The sequence below is a fragment of the Paenibacillus sp. FSL H7-0350 genome, from assembly GCF_038593195.1.
Taxonomy (GTDB): domain Bacteria; phylum Bacillota; class Bacilli; order Paenibacillales; family Paenibacillaceae; genus Paenibacillus_AQ.
The window spans coordinates 2,712,244-2,729,107 of the sequence record NZ_CP151972.1; the positions used below are offsets into that span (position 1 = coordinate 2,712,244).

At 54.9% G+C, this 16,864-nt stretch carries 11 protein-coding genes and 1 pseudogene; 4 read left to right on the top strand and 8 right to left on the bottom strand.

Annotated elements, in window-relative coordinates:
• Nucleotides 1-62: 62 nt before the first annotated feature.
• From NYE24_RS12395 to NYE24_RS12420, 6 genes are all read right to left on the bottom strand, one after another.
• On the bottom strand, nt 63-3,833 hold the full coding sequence (locus NYE24_RS12395; RefSeq protein WP_342478770.1) for an Ig-like domain-containing protein: 3,771 nt from the start codon (nt 3,831-3,833) through the stop codon (nt 63-65).
• Nucleotides 3,834-3,968: 135 nt separating this feature from the next.
• Complete coding sequence (locus tag NYE24_RS12400; RefSeq protein ID WP_342478771.1) at nt 3,969-5,519, bottom strand: ABC transporter substrate-binding protein; 1,551 nt, start codon at nt 5,517-5,519, stop codon at nt 3,969-3,971.
• Between the two features lie 38 nt (nt 5,520-5,557).
• Nucleotides 5,558-6,442 carry a carbohydrate ABC transporter permease gene (locus NYE24_RS12405; RefSeq protein ID WP_036690583.1) on the bottom strand — a complete coding sequence of 295 codons (885 nt, stop codon included), beginning with the start codon at nt 6,440-6,442 and terminating at the stop codon, nt 5,558-5,560.
• Between the two features lie 15 nt (nt 6,443-6,457).
• Nucleotides 6,458-7,444, bottom strand: coding sequence for an ABC transporter permease subunit (locus tag NYE24_RS12410; protein ID WP_342478772.1), 987 nt, complete (start codon nt 7,442-7,444; stop codon nt 6,458-6,460).
• A 249-nt stretch (nt 7,445-7,693) separates the two neighbouring features.
• Nucleotides 7,694-10,003 carry a helix-turn-helix domain-containing protein gene (locus NYE24_RS12415; RefSeq protein WP_342478773.1) on the bottom strand — a complete coding sequence of 770 codons (2,310 nt, stop codon included), beginning with the start codon at nt 10,001-10,003 and terminating at the stop codon, nt 7,694-7,696.
• 33 nt (nt 10,004-10,036) lie between these two features.
• Nucleotides 10,037-10,783, bottom strand: coding sequence for an SGNH/GDSL hydrolase family protein (locus tag NYE24_RS12420; RefSeq protein ID WP_076162246.1), 747 nt, complete (start codon nt 10,781-10,783; stop codon nt 10,037-10,039).
• A gap of 134 nt (nt 10,784-10,917) precedes the next feature.
• Between NYE24_RS12420 and NYE24_RS12425 the strand changes: the two genes are divergently transcribed.
• Nucleotides 10,918-11,784 carry an AraC family transcriptional regulator gene (locus tag NYE24_RS12425; protein ID WP_076162248.1) on the top strand — a complete coding sequence of 289 codons (867 nt, stop codon included), beginning with the start codon at nt 10,918-10,920 and terminating at the stop codon, nt 11,782-11,784.
• Nucleotides 11,785-11,802: 18 nt separating this feature from the next.
• Here NYE24_RS12425 and NYE24_RS12430 read toward each other — a convergent pair whose 3' ends face one another.
• On the bottom strand, nt 11,803-12,714 hold the full coding sequence (locus NYE24_RS12430; protein ID WP_036690588.1) for an AraC family transcriptional regulator: 912 nt from the start codon (nt 12,712-12,714) through the stop codon (nt 11,803-11,805).
• Nucleotides 12,715-12,845: 131 nt separating this feature from the next.
• Between NYE24_RS12430 and NYE24_RS12435 the strand changes: the two genes are divergently transcribed.
• Together NYE24_RS12435 and NYE24_RS12440 are read left to right on the top strand one after the other, a co-directional pair.
• Nucleotides 12,846-14,837 carry a beta-galactosidase trimerization domain-containing protein gene (locus NYE24_RS12435; protein ID WP_342478774.1) on the top strand — a complete coding sequence of 664 codons (1,992 nt, stop codon included), beginning with the start codon at nt 12,846-12,848 and terminating at the stop codon, nt 14,835-14,837.
• A 75-nt stretch (nt 14,838-14,912) separates the two neighbouring features.
• Nucleotides 14,913-15,086 (top strand): annotated as a pseudogene (locus tag NYE24_RS12440) (VOC family protein); the annotation flags it as partial.
• A gap of 297 nt (nt 15,087-15,383) precedes the next feature.
• Here NYE24_RS12440 and NYE24_RS12445 read toward each other — a convergent pair.
• Entirely contained in the window at nt 15,384-15,749 is a 366-nt protein-coding gene (locus NYE24_RS12445) for a LysR family transcriptional regulator (RefSeq protein WP_256708188.1), read from the bottom strand.
• 141 nt (nt 15,750-15,890) lie between these two features.
• Here NYE24_RS12445 and NYE24_RS12450 point away from each other — a divergent pair, with 141 nt between their 5' ends.
• A complete protein-coding gene (locus tag NYE24_RS12450) occupies nt 15,891-16,838 on the top strand; it encodes an NAD(P)-dependent oxidoreductase (protein WP_342478775.1) in 948 nt (315 codons plus the stop codon).
• Nucleotides 16,839-16,864: the final 26 nt, after the last annotated feature.

The following is a 16,864-nucleotide window of genomic DNA, read 5'->3' on the forward strand; positions in this document are numbered from 1 at the left end:
TTCTTGCCGTATCCATGATTTATCTCTAATCGCACCGGTCCGCAGGAGAGCACCCATTCCCCTTATGGCATCACCGAGAACGTGATGTCGTCGAACAGCAGATAAGCGAAGCCGCTGGTGTAGAAGCCTACCTTCCCGGATGGCCGGTGGCCCGGATCGGTGCCGGAGAGCCTTGGCGCGCCGTTAACGGATACAGCGATATCCCCGTTCTTCGCCGTTACCTTGACCGCATATTCCGTATCCGGCAGCAGGTCATGTGCCGGAAGCACTCTCTCGGTCAGCTTCTGCCACGCTGTATCATACAGAATCCAGGAGGAAGATCCGTCTGCCCGGGTCCGGTACCCGATCCGGGTCGAGCCGCTGCTGTCCTGGCGGTCGAAGATATACAGGATACCGTTATCCGGCATCACAGATGGCGTCTTCAGCTTGAACTCAAGCTGATAGGAAGTGAAGCTGCGGTCCAGCAATCCGGTGGCTCCGTTCAGTAGCTTATATCTGCGGTTGCCGTCCGAATCAGCGGCAATGCTGCGATTCGGGTCGACCGGCCAGCCGTTGCCTCCGTTCTCGAAGTCTGTCTCATGCATAATATTCGAGACAGTGACAGTGATATCTGCTGTAATCAGCGGATTGACTGTTGAGACCGCCGAGATAACGGTCTGTCCTTCATATACGGCGCTCACAACGCCCGTACTGTTCACTGTTGCTACAGCCGGGTTAGCAGACTGCCAGGTCACCCCAGTATCCGGCGTATCCGCAGGATCGAAGGAGACTTGCAGCTGCTGCTGCTCCCCTGCGGCCAGACGCACGTTATTCTCTGCCGGAATAATCCCGGCTAGCGTTGTCGTCAGCTCCCTGAACTGAATGTCATCGAAGTGCATCTGGCTGACATTGCTGACATAGAAGCCAACCTTCCCTTCCGCATTATGCCCCGGGTCATTGCCCTTCAGGCGGAACGCTCCGTCCAGATAGACGCTGATATCGCCGCCCTTCACCAGCATGCGGACCGCATATTCCGTATCCGGCTGCAGGTCATGCCCCGGCAGCTTCACTTCCTTTAGCACCGTCCAGGCAGAATTGTACAGCAGCCAGGCGGAGCTTCCGTCCGCGCGGGTCTTATAGCCGATCCGGGTAGAGCCGCTTCCGGACTGGCGGTCGAAGATATACAGAGTCGCGTTATCGCCCATCACCGCCGGGGTCTTCACCTTGAAGCTCAGCTCATAGTCTGAGAAGGATTTGGGGCTAAGGGCGGAGGCTCCGTTCAGAATCTTATACCAGCGGTTCGTGCCAATCTTCTCAATGCTGCGGTTCGCATCCTGCAGCCAGCCGTTCGCGCCGGACTCGAAATCCGTGAAGTCCATCACGCCATCGCCGGCCTCCACATGAACCGTAACCGTCGCACTCAGCAACGGATTCTCCACTGAAGCTACCGTGATCACCGTGGTCCCAACCGTCCGGCCGGTTACGGTTCCTGCCCCGTCCACTGCCGCGATAGCCGGATCAGCCGAAGTGAAAGTCAAGGCCGGATTATCCGCATTCCAGGGGAGAACCGCCGTCCGCAGCTTCACCGTTTTCCAGCGGTCTACGGTAATCTCGCTGTCATAGACACTTACCCCTTGCACGGGATAGCTGTCGGCACCGGCTGTCGTGCCTGCTTTACCGGTAACGCCGATCTCGCCGAACGGAATGTCCGGGAAGCCGGGAATCATATCATATACATCCGCATCCGGCCGCAGTGACAGATCGCCGCCCGCCAGGTCGGTGAAGCCCGGATCGCCGGCAGTGACCCAGTTATTCGCATACTGAACCAGGCCGAACTTGTCATAAGCCCCGTACACATTGGTCGTTACACTGCGCGGAACCGACGGGTTGTAGATAACATTGCCCTGAAACGTATTGGTGTCAGGATAATAACGGTTCTCCGTGAAGAAATCCGCCAGCTCGGGATATTTGGCCAGATAAGGGGTTCCGGTGAAATTATTGTTCGCCGCGAACAAGGCCTGCCACTTCGGCATGTAATTCAGCGGCACCTGATCATCCGGCTCATCGCCGAGGAACATATCCGCATAGTCATAAGGAATTTTGCTGTCAATGAAGATATTGTTACGGGTCAGGATATGGGCGCCGCCGTTATTTTTAATAGCGGAATTACCCATCTTGTAAAAGATATTCTCGTCAATAGTCAGACCCATCGTGAAATTGTCCGGGTATACGCCCTCTACACCCGCTTTGCTCTCCCCGATGTTATGGAAGTAATTACGGCGGATTACCGTTCCCCGCTCATGGGGCTGTTCCCCCGCGTTCATGTAGATCGCTCCAAGATCCGAGAAGGTCGTGCACACATCATAGATCTCGTTATATTCCACGTTATGATCATTGCCGAAGATCAGCACGCCGGGATGCGGCGCGTCATGCAGCTCATTGTGCGACATGCGGTTGCCCACACCAGATAGCAATACCCCGGGATTATAGGCTTTGTGATAGTAGGCAAAATCGTGAATATGCGAATTCTCCACCCTGTTGTTTCCCGGCGCAAGCGTGGTTTTGTTGCCTCCAGTCAGCGTGACGGCGGTGCCGCCGATATGATGAATATGCGTGCTGACAACGGCGTGATCCGTTCCCGGTGCCCCTTCGAAGTTATTGTAATAGAACCGGCTCTGGGTATTGACCAGCACCCCGCTGTTGGTGAAATTGCGGATCTCGCTGTTCAGAATACGCATTTGCTTGCCGCCCATGAACACCGCTGCGGAATCGCGGCCGTTCTCCAGCACCAGCTCTGAGAAGTCGATGTACGAGGCGTTCAGCGCGTTGATCATCGGCGTCTTTAGCATCGTAACTTCAATGTCCGGGTCCGCTGAAGCGGCAAATCCGGCATTGGGCAGAAAATACAGCTTCCCGGCCTGGCGGTCAATATAATATTCGCCGGGCATGTCAATCTCCTCCAGCAGATTCTGCGCAAAGTGGAAATCCGGGTACCAGTTCTTGAAGATACCGCTCATTTCGCCGTAGCGGAGGGTAATGCTCCGGGCCGCGGTGTCGATGGAAGCAATCTTGTTATATGACCATTCCCAGCTGTAGCCGAAGATCCCGTCCAGCCAGATGTCGTCGGCCTGCGTCCAGTATTGGGGACGGTCGTAAGTATAAGTGAAGGTGCCTCCGCGTGTATGCACCTCTCCGCTCGGGTCCTTCCGGGTCGGGCCAGGATCCAGAATCTCATCCATCTGGACCGTGCCTTCATTCGGCCAGCGGGCCAGTGTCATGCCCTGCCCGGCCACGTACAGCTCCATCGGCGGCACCTCGCTCAGATCATTGGCCAGATAATAGCCGTGGCGGCTGAGCTGGCCGTAATCGGTAATGCCGAGCCCTCCCAGATCGGCGGCCAGCACCTTCGTTCGCGCCTCCGGGCTGATGATACGGCCTAGGATAGACGGGTCAGTGACTGGCACGAAGGCCGACTTAGCCAATTGGCGGGAACCGGACAGCGTGACCTCTTCCCCCGGATATGCCGTGTACGTGATGGGCTTATCCGCTTCGCCGGAATCCTGCTGGCGCAGCTCGAAGCTGCTGGTCCGCTCATACCTTCCTTCCCGCAGATACACGGTAACCCCGCCCTCCGGCAATCCCTCCTCCGCCTTCAGCGTACGGATCGTATCGCGCGCCTTCTCAAGACTCTGGAATGGGGCATTCAGCGTCCCAGAGTTGGAATCGCTTCCATTCGTAGCCACATAAAAAACCGTCCCGGACGTTCCCCCCTCCGCATAGGCAGGGGCTTCAAACGGCAGAGACGGCATCAGCAGCAGACTGGCTGCAAGGGCAGCAAGCAAACTTTTTTTCACCAAGGCTCCTCTTCCTTTCAACGTAGGATGTAGGGGCTTGCGCCAACTTCAGTTTGGCGAAGCCCCCCATGAGCAGCAGGTTTCTCCGGTTTTCCTCAGCCGTGCAGATCTATTCTGTGTCTTTACACCTTACCCTTACTTCTTCAGACCTTTATCCTTAAGGAATTGTTCGAATTGTTTGGTGACTTCCGCCACGTATTTCTCTTCGCCGGCTTCCTTCAGCTTGCCATAGAGCGCAGGCCAGGTTTCTTCAAAATCAAGCGTACCGGTCACCAGTCCCCGCTTATATTCCCCCCACACCGCATTCAGGTTGGCGATTTCGGTATTCACCGGCTCGGAATTGAACTTGAAGGCACCGACCGGATTTACCTCGGAACCGGAATTGATCTTCTTGGTCTCTTCCCACACATTCTCCGGCTGTCCTTCCTTCAGGTAGGAGTTGAATACGCTACCAAACACCCAGTCCATATTCGGCAGGTAGCGGGAATCCGCTTTGGCCTTAATGTACTCCCCGTCTGCCTTATCATAATGCTCACCGGCAATCCCGTTACAGAGCAGATTGTACAGCTCCTTGTCGGTATTCACCAGATTCAGGAACATCATCGCGCGCTCCGGATTAGGGGCCGTACGGCTGATCGATTGGTTGGTTGTAGCCGAATAACCGTTGGAGAACCAGTCGCTGAGCGGAACGGTGATGACGTCATTGCCGCCGTTTTTGGCCTTCACCTCAGCCTCGACGCCCGGCTTCAGCGTCACGTTGAAATCGACGGCAATCTGGCCTTTGGCGAGGTAATCATTCGCTTTTTCGGTAGCGGCATCCTTGTAAATATAGCCATCCTTATACCACTTGCTGGCCAGCCGGAAATTGTCCAGTTCTTCTTCCGGGTACCGCTGGAGCGTATACGAGGGATCATCTGTCTTAATATAGAAATGGTCATCCAGACCCGGAACTACCCAGTACTTGTCATCATGCGACTGCGGATTGATGAAGGAAGTGCCGAATACGCCAAACGGAATGATATCCTTCTCGTTCTGCTTAATCTGGGCCAGGAATGGCTCGATGTCCGCTATTTTTTTGATGGAAGCGGTATCAAGTTTGTACTTGTCAGCGAAGCGCTTCTGGATGATGAAGCCATACCGGGAGCCGTTGATCTGCTGGTTCGGAATACCGTAGATCTCCCCGTCCACCGAGAGGCCATCCCACATCACCTGCGGCACATCCTTCTTCAGCTCCGGCGCATACTCGTCAAGCAGCTTATCCATCGGCTGAATCGCTCCCTTGCGCACCAGCTCCTCCGGCTTCAGCATATAACCGGTCCAGAGAATGTCGAACTTCTCGCCTGCCGCAAGCACGGTGTTCATCTTCTGCACATAGTCCCCGATTGCTACAGGCATCAGCTTCACGGTGGCGTTGATCTTCGCCTTCGTAATCTTGTTCACTGCCTCCTGCACCTTATCCTGGTCTGCCTGCAGCTGCGACAGCGGATAATACCAGGTCAGTTCGACCGGCTTCAGCTCGCCGTCCTTCCCGGATTCCGGTGCCGCGCTCTGCGCAGCCCCCGTTCCGCTTCCTTCCGTACCCGTAGCAGCATTGCCATTGCCGCCATTATTGTTGCCCCCGCAGCCTGACAGCACAGATGCAGCCAGCATTACAGATGCCAATACGCCAACCAGCCCTTTTTTCATGTGAGTGACCTCCTGTACTTAGTACATGTAATTGTATGTTAACCCTTTAGGGAGCCAACCGTAAGCCCTTTGACGAAAAACCGCTGAAAAAACGGGAAGATGACCAGCATCGGTCCGCCGGCCAGTACGGCAATAGCCATCCGCGCGGAGCTGTTTGGGAAGCTGCTCAGGTCAATGCCAAGCTGTCCGGTAAATTCCGAGTTCGTCGTGAGAAACTCAATACTGTTGAGTGTCCGCACCAGCAGCAGCTGCAGCGGTACCTTGTTCGGATCGTCAATGTACAGCATCGCGTTGAACCATTCGTTCCAGTAGGTGAAGGATATCAGCAGACCTAGCGTAGCCAGGGCAGGCGTCGAGAGCGGCAGAATAATCCGGAAGAAAATGCGGAACTCCCGCGCCCCGTCGATTTTGGCCGATTCAATGATCTCCAGCGGAATCTTGGACATGAAGCCCTTCATGACCATAATGTTGAACGGCGACAGCAGAATCGGCAGAATCAGCGCCAGCAGGCTATCCTTCAGATGCAGGTACTGAGTAATGAGAATGTAGGAGGGAACGAGACCCCCACTGAACAGCATAGTGAAAAAAACATAGAACGTCGTCGCCCGGTTATACCGGTAATCCTGCCTTGAAATCACGTAGGCGGTCATCGCGGTCAGCAGCAGTCCAGCCAGCGCGCCGATGATCGTCACCGTGAACGTAACGCCATAAGCCCGGAGCAGGATATCGGGAGCGTCCAGCAGATAGCGGTAGGCATCCAGACTGAAGGATGAAGGAATGAACTGGTACCCGTTCTCGGTCAATGACTTCTCATCCGTCAGCGATACAACGATGACCAGCAGGAATGGCAGAATCACCACCAGCGACAGCACGATAAACAGCAGATTAATGAACAGCTTCGAGAATTCAAATTTTTTGCCCACGCTTCGGGCACCTCCTTACCACAGGGAATTATCGGGATCGGCCTTGCGCACAATTCCGTTAGCTGTCAGCACCAGCACCAGACCGACAACCGACTGATAGAACCCGGTAGCCGCAGACATACTCACATTGCCGACCTCACGCAGCGCACGGTACACATAAGTATCAATGATATCCGTAGAGCCATAGAGAAAACCGGAGTTATTCGGGATGAAATAATGCAGGCCGAAATCCCCACGGAACATGTTGCCGATCGACAGAATCAGCATAATAATGATGATTGGGGCCATCAGCGGGATCGTGATTTTGAAGGCCATTTGCCGCTTGGTTGCCCCGTCGATCCGCGCCGCCTCGTAATATTCACTGTTAATGCCAATAATGCCGGCAAAATAAATCAGCGTGTTGAACCCCACCACTTTCCACAATTGAACCAGAATCAGAATGACCGGCCAGGGTCCGGGATTCTGGTACCAGCTCACCGGATTTAGCCCGAAGGATTCCAGCGTGCGGTTGATGAAGCCGTCCGAATGGTTCAAGAAGGCATAAGCCACATAACCCACAAGCACCCATGACAGGAAATGGGGCAGAAACAAGGCCGTCTGATAGAACTTGCTCCACTTGGCCTTAATCTCATTCATCAGAATAGCCAGCAGCAGCGCCGCTGAGGTGCCTATCAGAATATAAGCGGTGTTATACAGGACCGTATTCCTTGTAATCCGCCACGCCGTGTCCGTAGTGAACAAATAACGGAAGTTATCCAGCCCGACCCATTTACTGCCGAAGATCCCGAGATCATACCGGTAATTCTTGAAGGCGATAATCAGACCAATCATCGGAATATACGCGAAAATCAATTTGTACAGCAGTCCCGGCAGCGAGAGCAGGAACAGCTCCCGGTTGCTTTTGAAATGGGCCAGCTCCCTTCGGAGCCAGGATTGTCTGCGCGTGGCCGGCGGCGCTCCTGAACTTGCCTGCTGTTCCGCCAGCGGAACCTTATTCAACATAACCTTGAGCCCCTTCCTTTCCTTCCTTAGCTGCAGCTGTTTGCCTGTGTCCCAGGCTTTGCACGACTAACATAGCGCAGAATCAGGCCGCTGCGTTACTGTACAATTGCAAGAATGCTGTAAAGCCGGGCTGTATTGTTACCAGATTCCTGTCTAGAGGGGGCAGACTTCTGCACGGCACAGCAAAAAGCCCGCCAAATGAACAGTGCTCATGTAGCGGACCCTGCCTTACATATTGGGAAAGTGGAATCATCTGCTGCGGTCAATGGCTGATTTCAGGCGGTACTCCTTCGGCGTGGTGCCATAGCAGCGCTTGAACAGGCGGTAAAAATAACTCTCGTTCCCGAACCCGACCTTCTCCATAATCTCTGTTACGGTGAAATCCTCTTGCTCCAGGTACTTCTTGGCACTGGCCAGCCGGGCGGCGTTGATCTGACCCACCACGCTCGTGCCTTCCTGCGCCTTGAACACCTGGCCCAGATAGACCGGATTCATCTTGAGCATATCGGCAATCCGCTGCACATTCAGGTCAGGATCGGCGTAATGCTTGTCAATAATCTCCTTTACCGTGTCCGCGAGCAGCCGGTTCTTGTCCTCGCGCCCGCTCCTGCGCTGCTCGGCAACTTCCCGCACCACCTCCAGCAGGACCGTCTCCATCTCATCCAGCGTCTCCTTCTCCAGAATCCGGCGGTTGATCGCCTGCAGGTTAAGCGAGACCGGATTGACACTCCGGCTGTTCATCTCGGCAAGCGTCTGGCTCAGAGTCACGGCCAGATGAAGCACCGCTGAATACATATTCTCGTAGCTGAAGCCGCCAAGCAGCGCCCTCCACTTGCGGATCGTCTGCTCGGTCTCTGCCAGATCTCCGCCCTTCAGTCCCTCCGTCAGCTGCCGCTCCAGCTCCTGCGGAATGCGCAGCGCTTCATTCTCTTCATTCGCCCGGAGCATCTCCGGCTCAAGCACAGCACCTTTGCCGTAGATCATCCGGTAATTGGCGTGGCGCTGCGCCAGATTATAATGCGCCGTGATGCTGCGGTAATCCGTGAAGACCTCGCTTAGCGTGACTGTAAAAGTAATATGATAATAGTTGCCGATCGTCTGCTGGAGCTCCCTGAACCGTTCCTCGAGCTTCGCCAGCTCCCCGTCCGCACTCCCGGCAATGAAGACCAGATGCCCGCTCTTCATATCTGCAGCTTCACAGGAGCCCTGAAGGCGCAATAATTCCTGTCCGATGTTGGAGATGGCGAAGTAAAGCAGCGATTCCATCGGCAGCCCCGGCTCTGCCGCCAGCCCCTGCAGGTTGTCGATCTGCACGAGCGCCAGCCGGAGAGGGGACGGATAGGCAATATCGATGCCGTGCTGCTCCCTAAGCTGCAGGAAGGACTGCTCATCCAGACTGTGGCTTGAAGCGATCAGGCTGCGGAGCTGATAGAGCTTGGCAATATTGGACTGCGAGGCCCGCTCCAGCTCCAGCCCCTTCAGCTTACTGATCATCTCCGTAAGATTGGCTGCAATGAGCGACAGCTCATCCTTGGCCTGCGGCGCGGCCCGCACATCCCCTGGAACCAGAGTCAGCAGCTGGCCTACCGGTTTATACAGCCGCACCGCGAAGAACACAGATAACAGCACGGCCAGCAGAACGACGGACAGCGTGACCGCGATCTCCGTCCATTTCATCTGCCGGACGCTGCCCAGCACCACATCGTAATCCTGCATGCTGATAATCTGCCAGTTGTTCAGGGCTTTGCTCAGATAAGTCACTTTATATTTCCTGCCGTCATGACTGTAGTTGAAGGAATCCAGCGGCCTGCCCGAAGCGCTGATCCGCGGCAGCAGCTCTCCCTTCAGGTTAAGCCCTTCAGGAACCTGCCCGCCGGTTGCGATCAGCACCTCACCGTCGGTATCGGTCACGAATAACACATCATTCTGCCGTTCCGCCACTTGGTTAAGCGCTTTCATATTATCGAGCATCCATCCCGGCTTTACCGTGAGGATCAGCACATTGTCATTGATTGAACCCAAGGTATCCCCGTCATACAGGAAGAAGGCAAAGACATCAATCCCCCCGCCCTTGCCGTCCAGGTCGAGCGGAATAAGCTGGAGCTTCGGCAGATCTGCCCGGGAATCCATATAGTTCTGCAAGGAGCTGTACAGAAGACTATTGTTAATCTCATGGTTCAGCGACGAGAAGAACCGGTGCTGGGCCCCATTATAAAAGACGGCCGCATGCAGATACGGGGAGGCTGCGACCGTATGATTCAGCCGCTCAATCTTGAGGATGCTCTGCCTGTAATCAGCGCCGGACTTCAGCGCCAGCATCTCCTCGTCATTGTACAGGGAGACCGCCAGATCTTTTACAATCCCGTTCATGTTCTCGATATTGTAATTGATCTGGGTCAGCAGCTTGCGGTCCGCTTCATTCTGGAGGCTGAGCACCTTGCTGCGGGCACCCGAGTTCATCAGCAGCGAAGCTACAGCCAGAATGGCAACAACAAGCATAAAGCTGAGTAGGATCCGCTGCAAGTATTTACGCGAACGGATCGTCTGCAGTACGTTCATGTGATCCCTCTCCCGGCTCTTAAGGTGTCCTTACTATAATCCCGCGCCAAAATACTTGTCAATCTGCAGTTCCGGCTCCCCGCCGGACAATTCCCGGAGCAGCGTCCGTGCGATCACCCGGTGCCCCGGGGTGTCCGGATGGATACCGTCTCCATATCTGTAAGCGGTGTTCTGCGAGCGCTCATGCCGGATCAGCTCCAGCAGCGGCGTACGCAGATCGATCACTTTGTCCGCAGGGCAACCCCCGGATAGCAACCAGTCCGCATAATGCTCCAGCACCTGATCGTAGTCCTTGTATGGCGCCAGATAACTGAAGTCCGCCGCGTCTGCGGGCTGTAGCTCCCCCGTCATGGACAGGGCATCGAACGGCGGAGGTGTCATGAGAACGATCCCGGCTCCAGCTTCACCGACCCGGGTGCTGAGTGCCAGCATACCCGCCTGATAAGCAGCGAACCGCTCTTCCGAGAAGGGATGATAGATTCCGTCATTCATGCCATAGCAGGCTATAACCATATCAGGAGCAGCCTCCGCCAGCTCTCTGGCCAGCCGCTCATGCACGCAAGGGCGCGGATAGGGATGCGCCGCCTCGCTCAGACCCGAGACCGTCTCGCTGGGTACGCCGGATGGAATCAGCTCGGCGGTCCACTCCGGCCGGTGCATGTTCAGCCATTCCCGGATCAACCGGATATATTGTCCGTCAGCTGTAATGCTGTCCCCGAGGAACAGTATCCGGGGGGTTCTGTTATTCCGTGTGATTCTATCCTTAAGTATATTTCGCATTTTTTGCCCTCCTGACCTTGGCCCAGGGTTCCCTGCCCGGCCACAGCCAGGCCGGTACACCCGCCATCCTAATGGTAGCGCCGCCCGCGTCTTTGCGCCTTGACGATCCCGACCTTCTTTAGCATAATATGGCCATGACTACCAAAATCCTAGCGCGGGATATCGGCCTTGAGCCGGGTTTTACCTTCAGAATCCAGAAATGCCCGCTGACCCATGATTACTACGTCCACAGCCATGATTTCTCGGAGCTTGTCGTTATTCTGTCAGGACACGCCATACACATCATTGAAGGGAGAGAGGTGCCGGTCAAGGCCGGACAGGTGTTTCTAATCCACAGCAACGTTTCCCATGGCTACAAGAATGTTGACGGAATTGAATACGTGAACGTAATGTTCCAGCCGGAGCAGCTGCTCCAGCAGTCCGAGCTTAGGCTCCTCCCCGGCTTCCAGGCCTTATTCTATATTGAGCCGTTCTACCGGAAGGAGATGTATTTCAAGGGGATGCTCTCTCTGGAAGCGGGGCAGCTCCGGGAAGCTACCCGGCTGCTGGATCAGATTCTTGAGGAGCATGACCGGCGGCCCGAGGGCTACCGGCTGATGATCCGTACCTACTTCACAGCCTTGGTAGGAATGCTCTCCCGCTATTACCAGAACAGCAGCAGTCATGAGGATAACAAGGCGCTGCGGATCGGGGAGACCGTTACCTATATCGAAGAACACTTCCTGCAGCCGATCACGCTGCAATCAATGGCGGACCGCGCCTATATGTCCACCCGCCAGTTCCTGCGGGTCTTCACCCGTAACTACCAGACCACTCCTATGGATTATGTCATCCGTAAGCGGCTGGATTATTCCTGCACCCTGCTGCGCAGCCCGGGCCTGAGCATCTCGCAGGTGGCGTTGGACAGCGGCTTCCATGACCAGAATTATTACTCCCGCCAGTTCCGCAAGGTATTTAACTGTAGTCCCAGCCAATACCGCGAGCGGATGCTGGGCTCCTGACCGCTGCCCGGGCGGTGCTCAGCCCTCCCCCGGACCGGTAACGGCAGCAGCCTCATCCCGCTGGCGCAGCCGCTGCCGGTAGGCTCCGGGGGTCACTCCGAATCTGGAGCTGAACAGTCGGGTCATATAATTGGGGTCCTGAATGCCTACCCGTTCAGCAACTTCCGAGATGCCCAGTACCGTACCGCCCAGCAGCTTCTTCGCTTCTTCCAGACGCAGGTGCAGCACATACTGCAGCGGCGTGGTGCCGATATGCTGCTTCATGCATCTGGTAATATAATCAGCCTGGAAATGCAGCTCCTCTGCAAGCCCCGCCAGATGGAACGGCTCCCGCCAATGCACCGCCAGATAGGCTGCGGCCGCCCGGGCCAGCCGGACCGCCGGCTCCGGCGGCTGAGCTGTACGCTCACATTCCGCCTGAAGCGCCGCCAGCAGCCCGGCCAGCAGCAGATGAAGCCGCATGGCATTCTCTGCACTAAGCCGGTTATGAAGCTCGTTCATCTCCTGCAGGATCGGCTCCAGCCCCTCCAGATCAACGGCTGCGAACTTCGGCAGATACAGCCGCTGCTGCACCGAAGGCTCCTCATCCTCCACCGTTCCCTTTGCCAGTAGTGTAGACCAAGGGATATCCCCGCGCCGGATATATGCCGGTTCAGGTGCATGAATGAAATGCACCCAGTAGATCTCCGTATCCTCTTCACAGGCACGATATCCGTCATGATTCAATCCAGCCTCAAGCAGCAGCACCATCCCCGGCCCTACCGCATATTCCTTGCCCGCTTCCATCATATAGAGTGTTCCCTGCTTGACCAGCAGCAGATCATATACACCGAAGGTGCGGGCGAAATGCCGGTCGCCAGGTGACCAGACGGCATGCCCCACCGTGACAAACTGCGGCAGCGGCGGAATTGGAAACTCCAGGCATAGCATGATGCCTCCTCCCCTCCAAAGTCGGTTTTGTGCTATTCCAAGTCTATATTAACACTGGCAGATCCCGCATTAAAGAGGTACAGTGACTGGGAATCTTCTTTTCATTCCATTCCATAAGGGGTTGAGTATCCATGCGTTTTCGTCAGGTTCATCTTGATTTCCATACCTCTGAAGCCATTCCCGGCATTGGCCGGGACTTCTCGAGAGCCCAGTTCCAGTCCATGCTGCGTACAGGTCATGTAGACTCTGTCACCGTGTTCTCCAAATGCCATCACGGCTGGGCCTATCATCCTAGTGAAGCCAATGAGATGCACCCCGAGCTCACCTTCGACTTGCTGGGTGAAATGATTGAGGCTGCCCATGAGATCGGAGTCCGTACACCGGTGTATTTATCAGCCGGCCTGGACGAGAAGCTGGCCCGCCGCCACCCGGAATGGCTAATCCGCGACGCCGAGGACCGGACCCGGTGGGTGAAGGATTTCATGACACCGGGTTACCACGAATTCTGTATGAACACGCCTTATCTGGACATCCTGCTGGCCCAGATTCATGAGGCGGCTTCCCGCTACGATGCCGACGGCATCTTCCTGGATATCGTTGGTTGCCGTAAATGCCGCTGCCAATATTGCGTCACCGCTCTGCGGGCTGCGGGCCAGGATCCCCGCGATGAAGCTGCCGTCATCGCCCTCGGTGAGCAGACTTATCTGAATTATGCCCGCCGTGTTCGGGAGACCCTGGATGCCGTGAAGCCCGGCCTTCCTGTCTATCATAACAACGGCCATCAGCAGCGGGGACGCCGTGACCTCGTGCAGGTCAACAGCCATCTGGAGCTGGAGTCCCTGCCCACCGGAGGCTGGGGTTATGATCATTTCCCGTTGTCCGCACGCTATGCCCAGACGCTGGGCATGGAATTCCTCGGCATGACCGGCAAATTCCATACCTCCTGGGGGGAGTTCGGCGGCTATAAGCATCCGAACGCGCTGCGGTTCGAGACTGCGCTTAGCCTGGCCCACGGTGCCAGATGCTCCATCGGTGACCAGCTCCATCCCTCCGGCCTGATGGATGAAGCGACTTACACCCTGATCGGCGCTGCCTACAGCGAGGTCGAGGCGAAGGAGGAATGGTGCAGCGGGGTCACTGCTGTGGCCGACATTGCCGTCTTATCGCTGGAAGCGGCACGGGAGGCCTGTCCCGGCGGGCAAGCACGCAGAGGAGAACGGAATCTGGCAGACGCCGGAGCGGTGCGGATGCTGACCGAAGGGCATTACCTGTATGATATCGTAGATACATTCAGCGATTTTAGCGCCTACAAGGTGCTGATTCTCCCGGATGAGGTATCTGTATGGCCTGAGCTGGCCGATGCCATAGTGAGCTTCACAGCTGGCGGCGGCAAGTTGCTGGTTACCGGTTGCTCGGGATTGAACCTGGCCGGGGATGCATTTGCCCTGGACCTGGGAATCACCTGGCTTGGAGAGAACCCGTACCAGCCCGCGTATTTCAAGCCCTATTTCACTCCAGGTGCGCTATTGCCTGCTTCTTTTGTCATGTACGGCGAAGGCCAGCTAATCGAATTGCAGGAAGGACAAGGAGAGGCGCTCGGACATCTGGAGAACCCTTATTTTAACCGTGACGTCTTCACCTTCTGTTCCCACCAGCACACACCTGGCGCCATGGAGAACAATGGTCCGGGGATGGCCCAGAGCAGGGGCGGAATCTATATTGCCTGGAAAGTATTCAGCGAGTACGCCGAAGCGGGCTCTCTTATTCTGAAGGAGCTGGTGCTGCATGCCCTGTCGCGGCTGCTGCCTCAGCCGTCACTGCGTACGAATCTGCCGGCCCGCGGCATAACGACCCTGCAGTATCAGCAGGCAGAACAGCGTTATGTGAATCATCTGCTCTATGCTGCCCCTTCCCTGAAGGGCCGGATTGAAGTCATTGAGGACCTCGTACCGCTCCATGATATTACCGTCAGCCTGCGGCTCCCGTCTCCCGGACCCGTCCACCGGGTCTACCTGGCCCCGGCCATGACAGAGCTGCCGTTCACGTTCAGCCAGGATAGCGAGATTACCTATACCCTTCCTTATCTGGAGAATCACCAGATGGTAGTGGTTGAGCTGGTGTAGATTAGGTCCATTTATAGTAAAATAATAAGAGCTGTACCATTGCCTAGAAATCACATTAGTTGAAGATCTCTATCACCCGAGCAGGAGAAAAGATGGGTCGTAGTCTCCCCTCCCGGATCAGCAGGCGCTACCCTTCTGCTGGCCCGGGCGTCGAAGCCTGAACAGGAGCCCTTTATCGGCAATCAGGCAGGCGGCCGGGTATTTCTTTTTCTGAATACGGACAACTTCTGGAGAGATTATCACAAAATGGGATTGTATAACACAGCAGGTCAGGTCATTGGACTCCAAATGTATCTCGCAGATAGTTATCAAGAATCTGAAGGGGCTCGTGTAACGCCTGGTTTGGAAACTTATGAGTGACCTTATAGCCTACTCTGGGGGGCACTGACAGCGCCAGCTTCTGAAGAACAAATTCTCCCATCCCCATCATATGGACGCCAATCGAAGCAGGCACAATCGTCCATTGTCTGGCATTCGTCAAAAAAGTAGTGATGAGTCCCGCTGAGTCCAGATGTACACGGGACGGACACAGCGGGGCGTACGAATTTACAATCGGATGGACGGAGTGTGCTGATTAAGCATTCTATATACCGGAGGCAAGACGAAGTGGCTTATACTTTCGGCAGCGCTTATGGCCAGACTTAACTGCGAACCATTCGCCTTTAAAATTTGAGTTTCCCTCCAGAGCGCCTCCCATCTTTCCGCAATACTAAAAAAGTTCTCCCCTTTTGGGGTCAGGCTGATTTTGGCTGCCCCTTTTCTTCGCTCCACCAATAGGCCGCCCATCCCCTGCTCTAAAGTCTTTAGCCGGTAGCTTACCGTTGCTTGTGACAGGTGCAGCATGTCTGCCGCTTTACTTATACTCCCGGTCCTTACGATAGCTAAAAATGCCTCTATCCCAGGAAAATACATCGAATACCTCCTCAATATATAGAAAATATTAATATAGTTCACAAAACATTTGCGTTTTACAACATTATTCTTTATGTCTAAAATTATCATTAACACAGACAAGGGGTCAAATAACCCACGTTATGAAAAGGTGGTTTAGCCATGAAGATTCTCATCGTTGGTCATTTTAACGAAACTGCACAATTAAAGATTACCGGGTATTTTCCGCAAGACTGGAACGTTGTCATTGTCCCGCCCGGACAAGATATGCTGCATCATATTGAAGATTGCCAGGTCCTCATTCCTGAACATATCCAAGTGGACCCTAGCCTGCTCGCCAGTGCCAAAAAATTAAAATTGGTACAGACAGGTGCAGGCTATGATAATGTCGATATCCCTGCCTGTACAGAGCTCGGCATTTGGGTGGCTAATGCGGCAGGAGTGAATGCACAGGCCGTGGCCGAGCACGTAATGGCACTAATGCTGGCTTATTATAAAAACATACCGTTTCTTGATCATTTCATGAAAAACAGGATGGATGAACATCAGTTGGAGTACACAGGGAGTGAACTAGAGAGCAAAACCATTGGGATTATCGGTCTGGGTGCTATCGGAAAGAAAGTCGCTGCGTTTTGCAGCGCTTTTGATATGAAGGTGCTGGCTTATGCGAGAAAGACCGTAGTACAGGCTGACGATTTGGTGACAATGACGGATCTCGATACTCTTCTAAGCACATCGGACATCGTCAGTGTACATGTACCCTTGACTGAGCAGACCAAGCACCTGATCAACCAAACGGCATTTCAAAAAATGAAGAGTAGCGCTCTGTTCCTCAACACGGCCCGCGGCGGGATTGTTAATCAGACAGACTTGATTGACGCATTAAAAAAAGGGGGGATTTCCGGCGCCTGCCTGGATGTGTATGAATCCGAACCGCTTCCCTTAGATAGTGAGCTCCGCACTCTGGGCAATGTGGTCCTTACTCCCCATACCGCAGGAATGCCTGACGGCCGGAAATTCCACAAAAAAAGATACGATTTCTTTATAGATAATATAAACCGTGTACAAAACGGGAAAGAGCCTGAAAGCAGGCTCAATCAGTTATTATAAGTTTCGGTGCAATAAAAATACAAAAA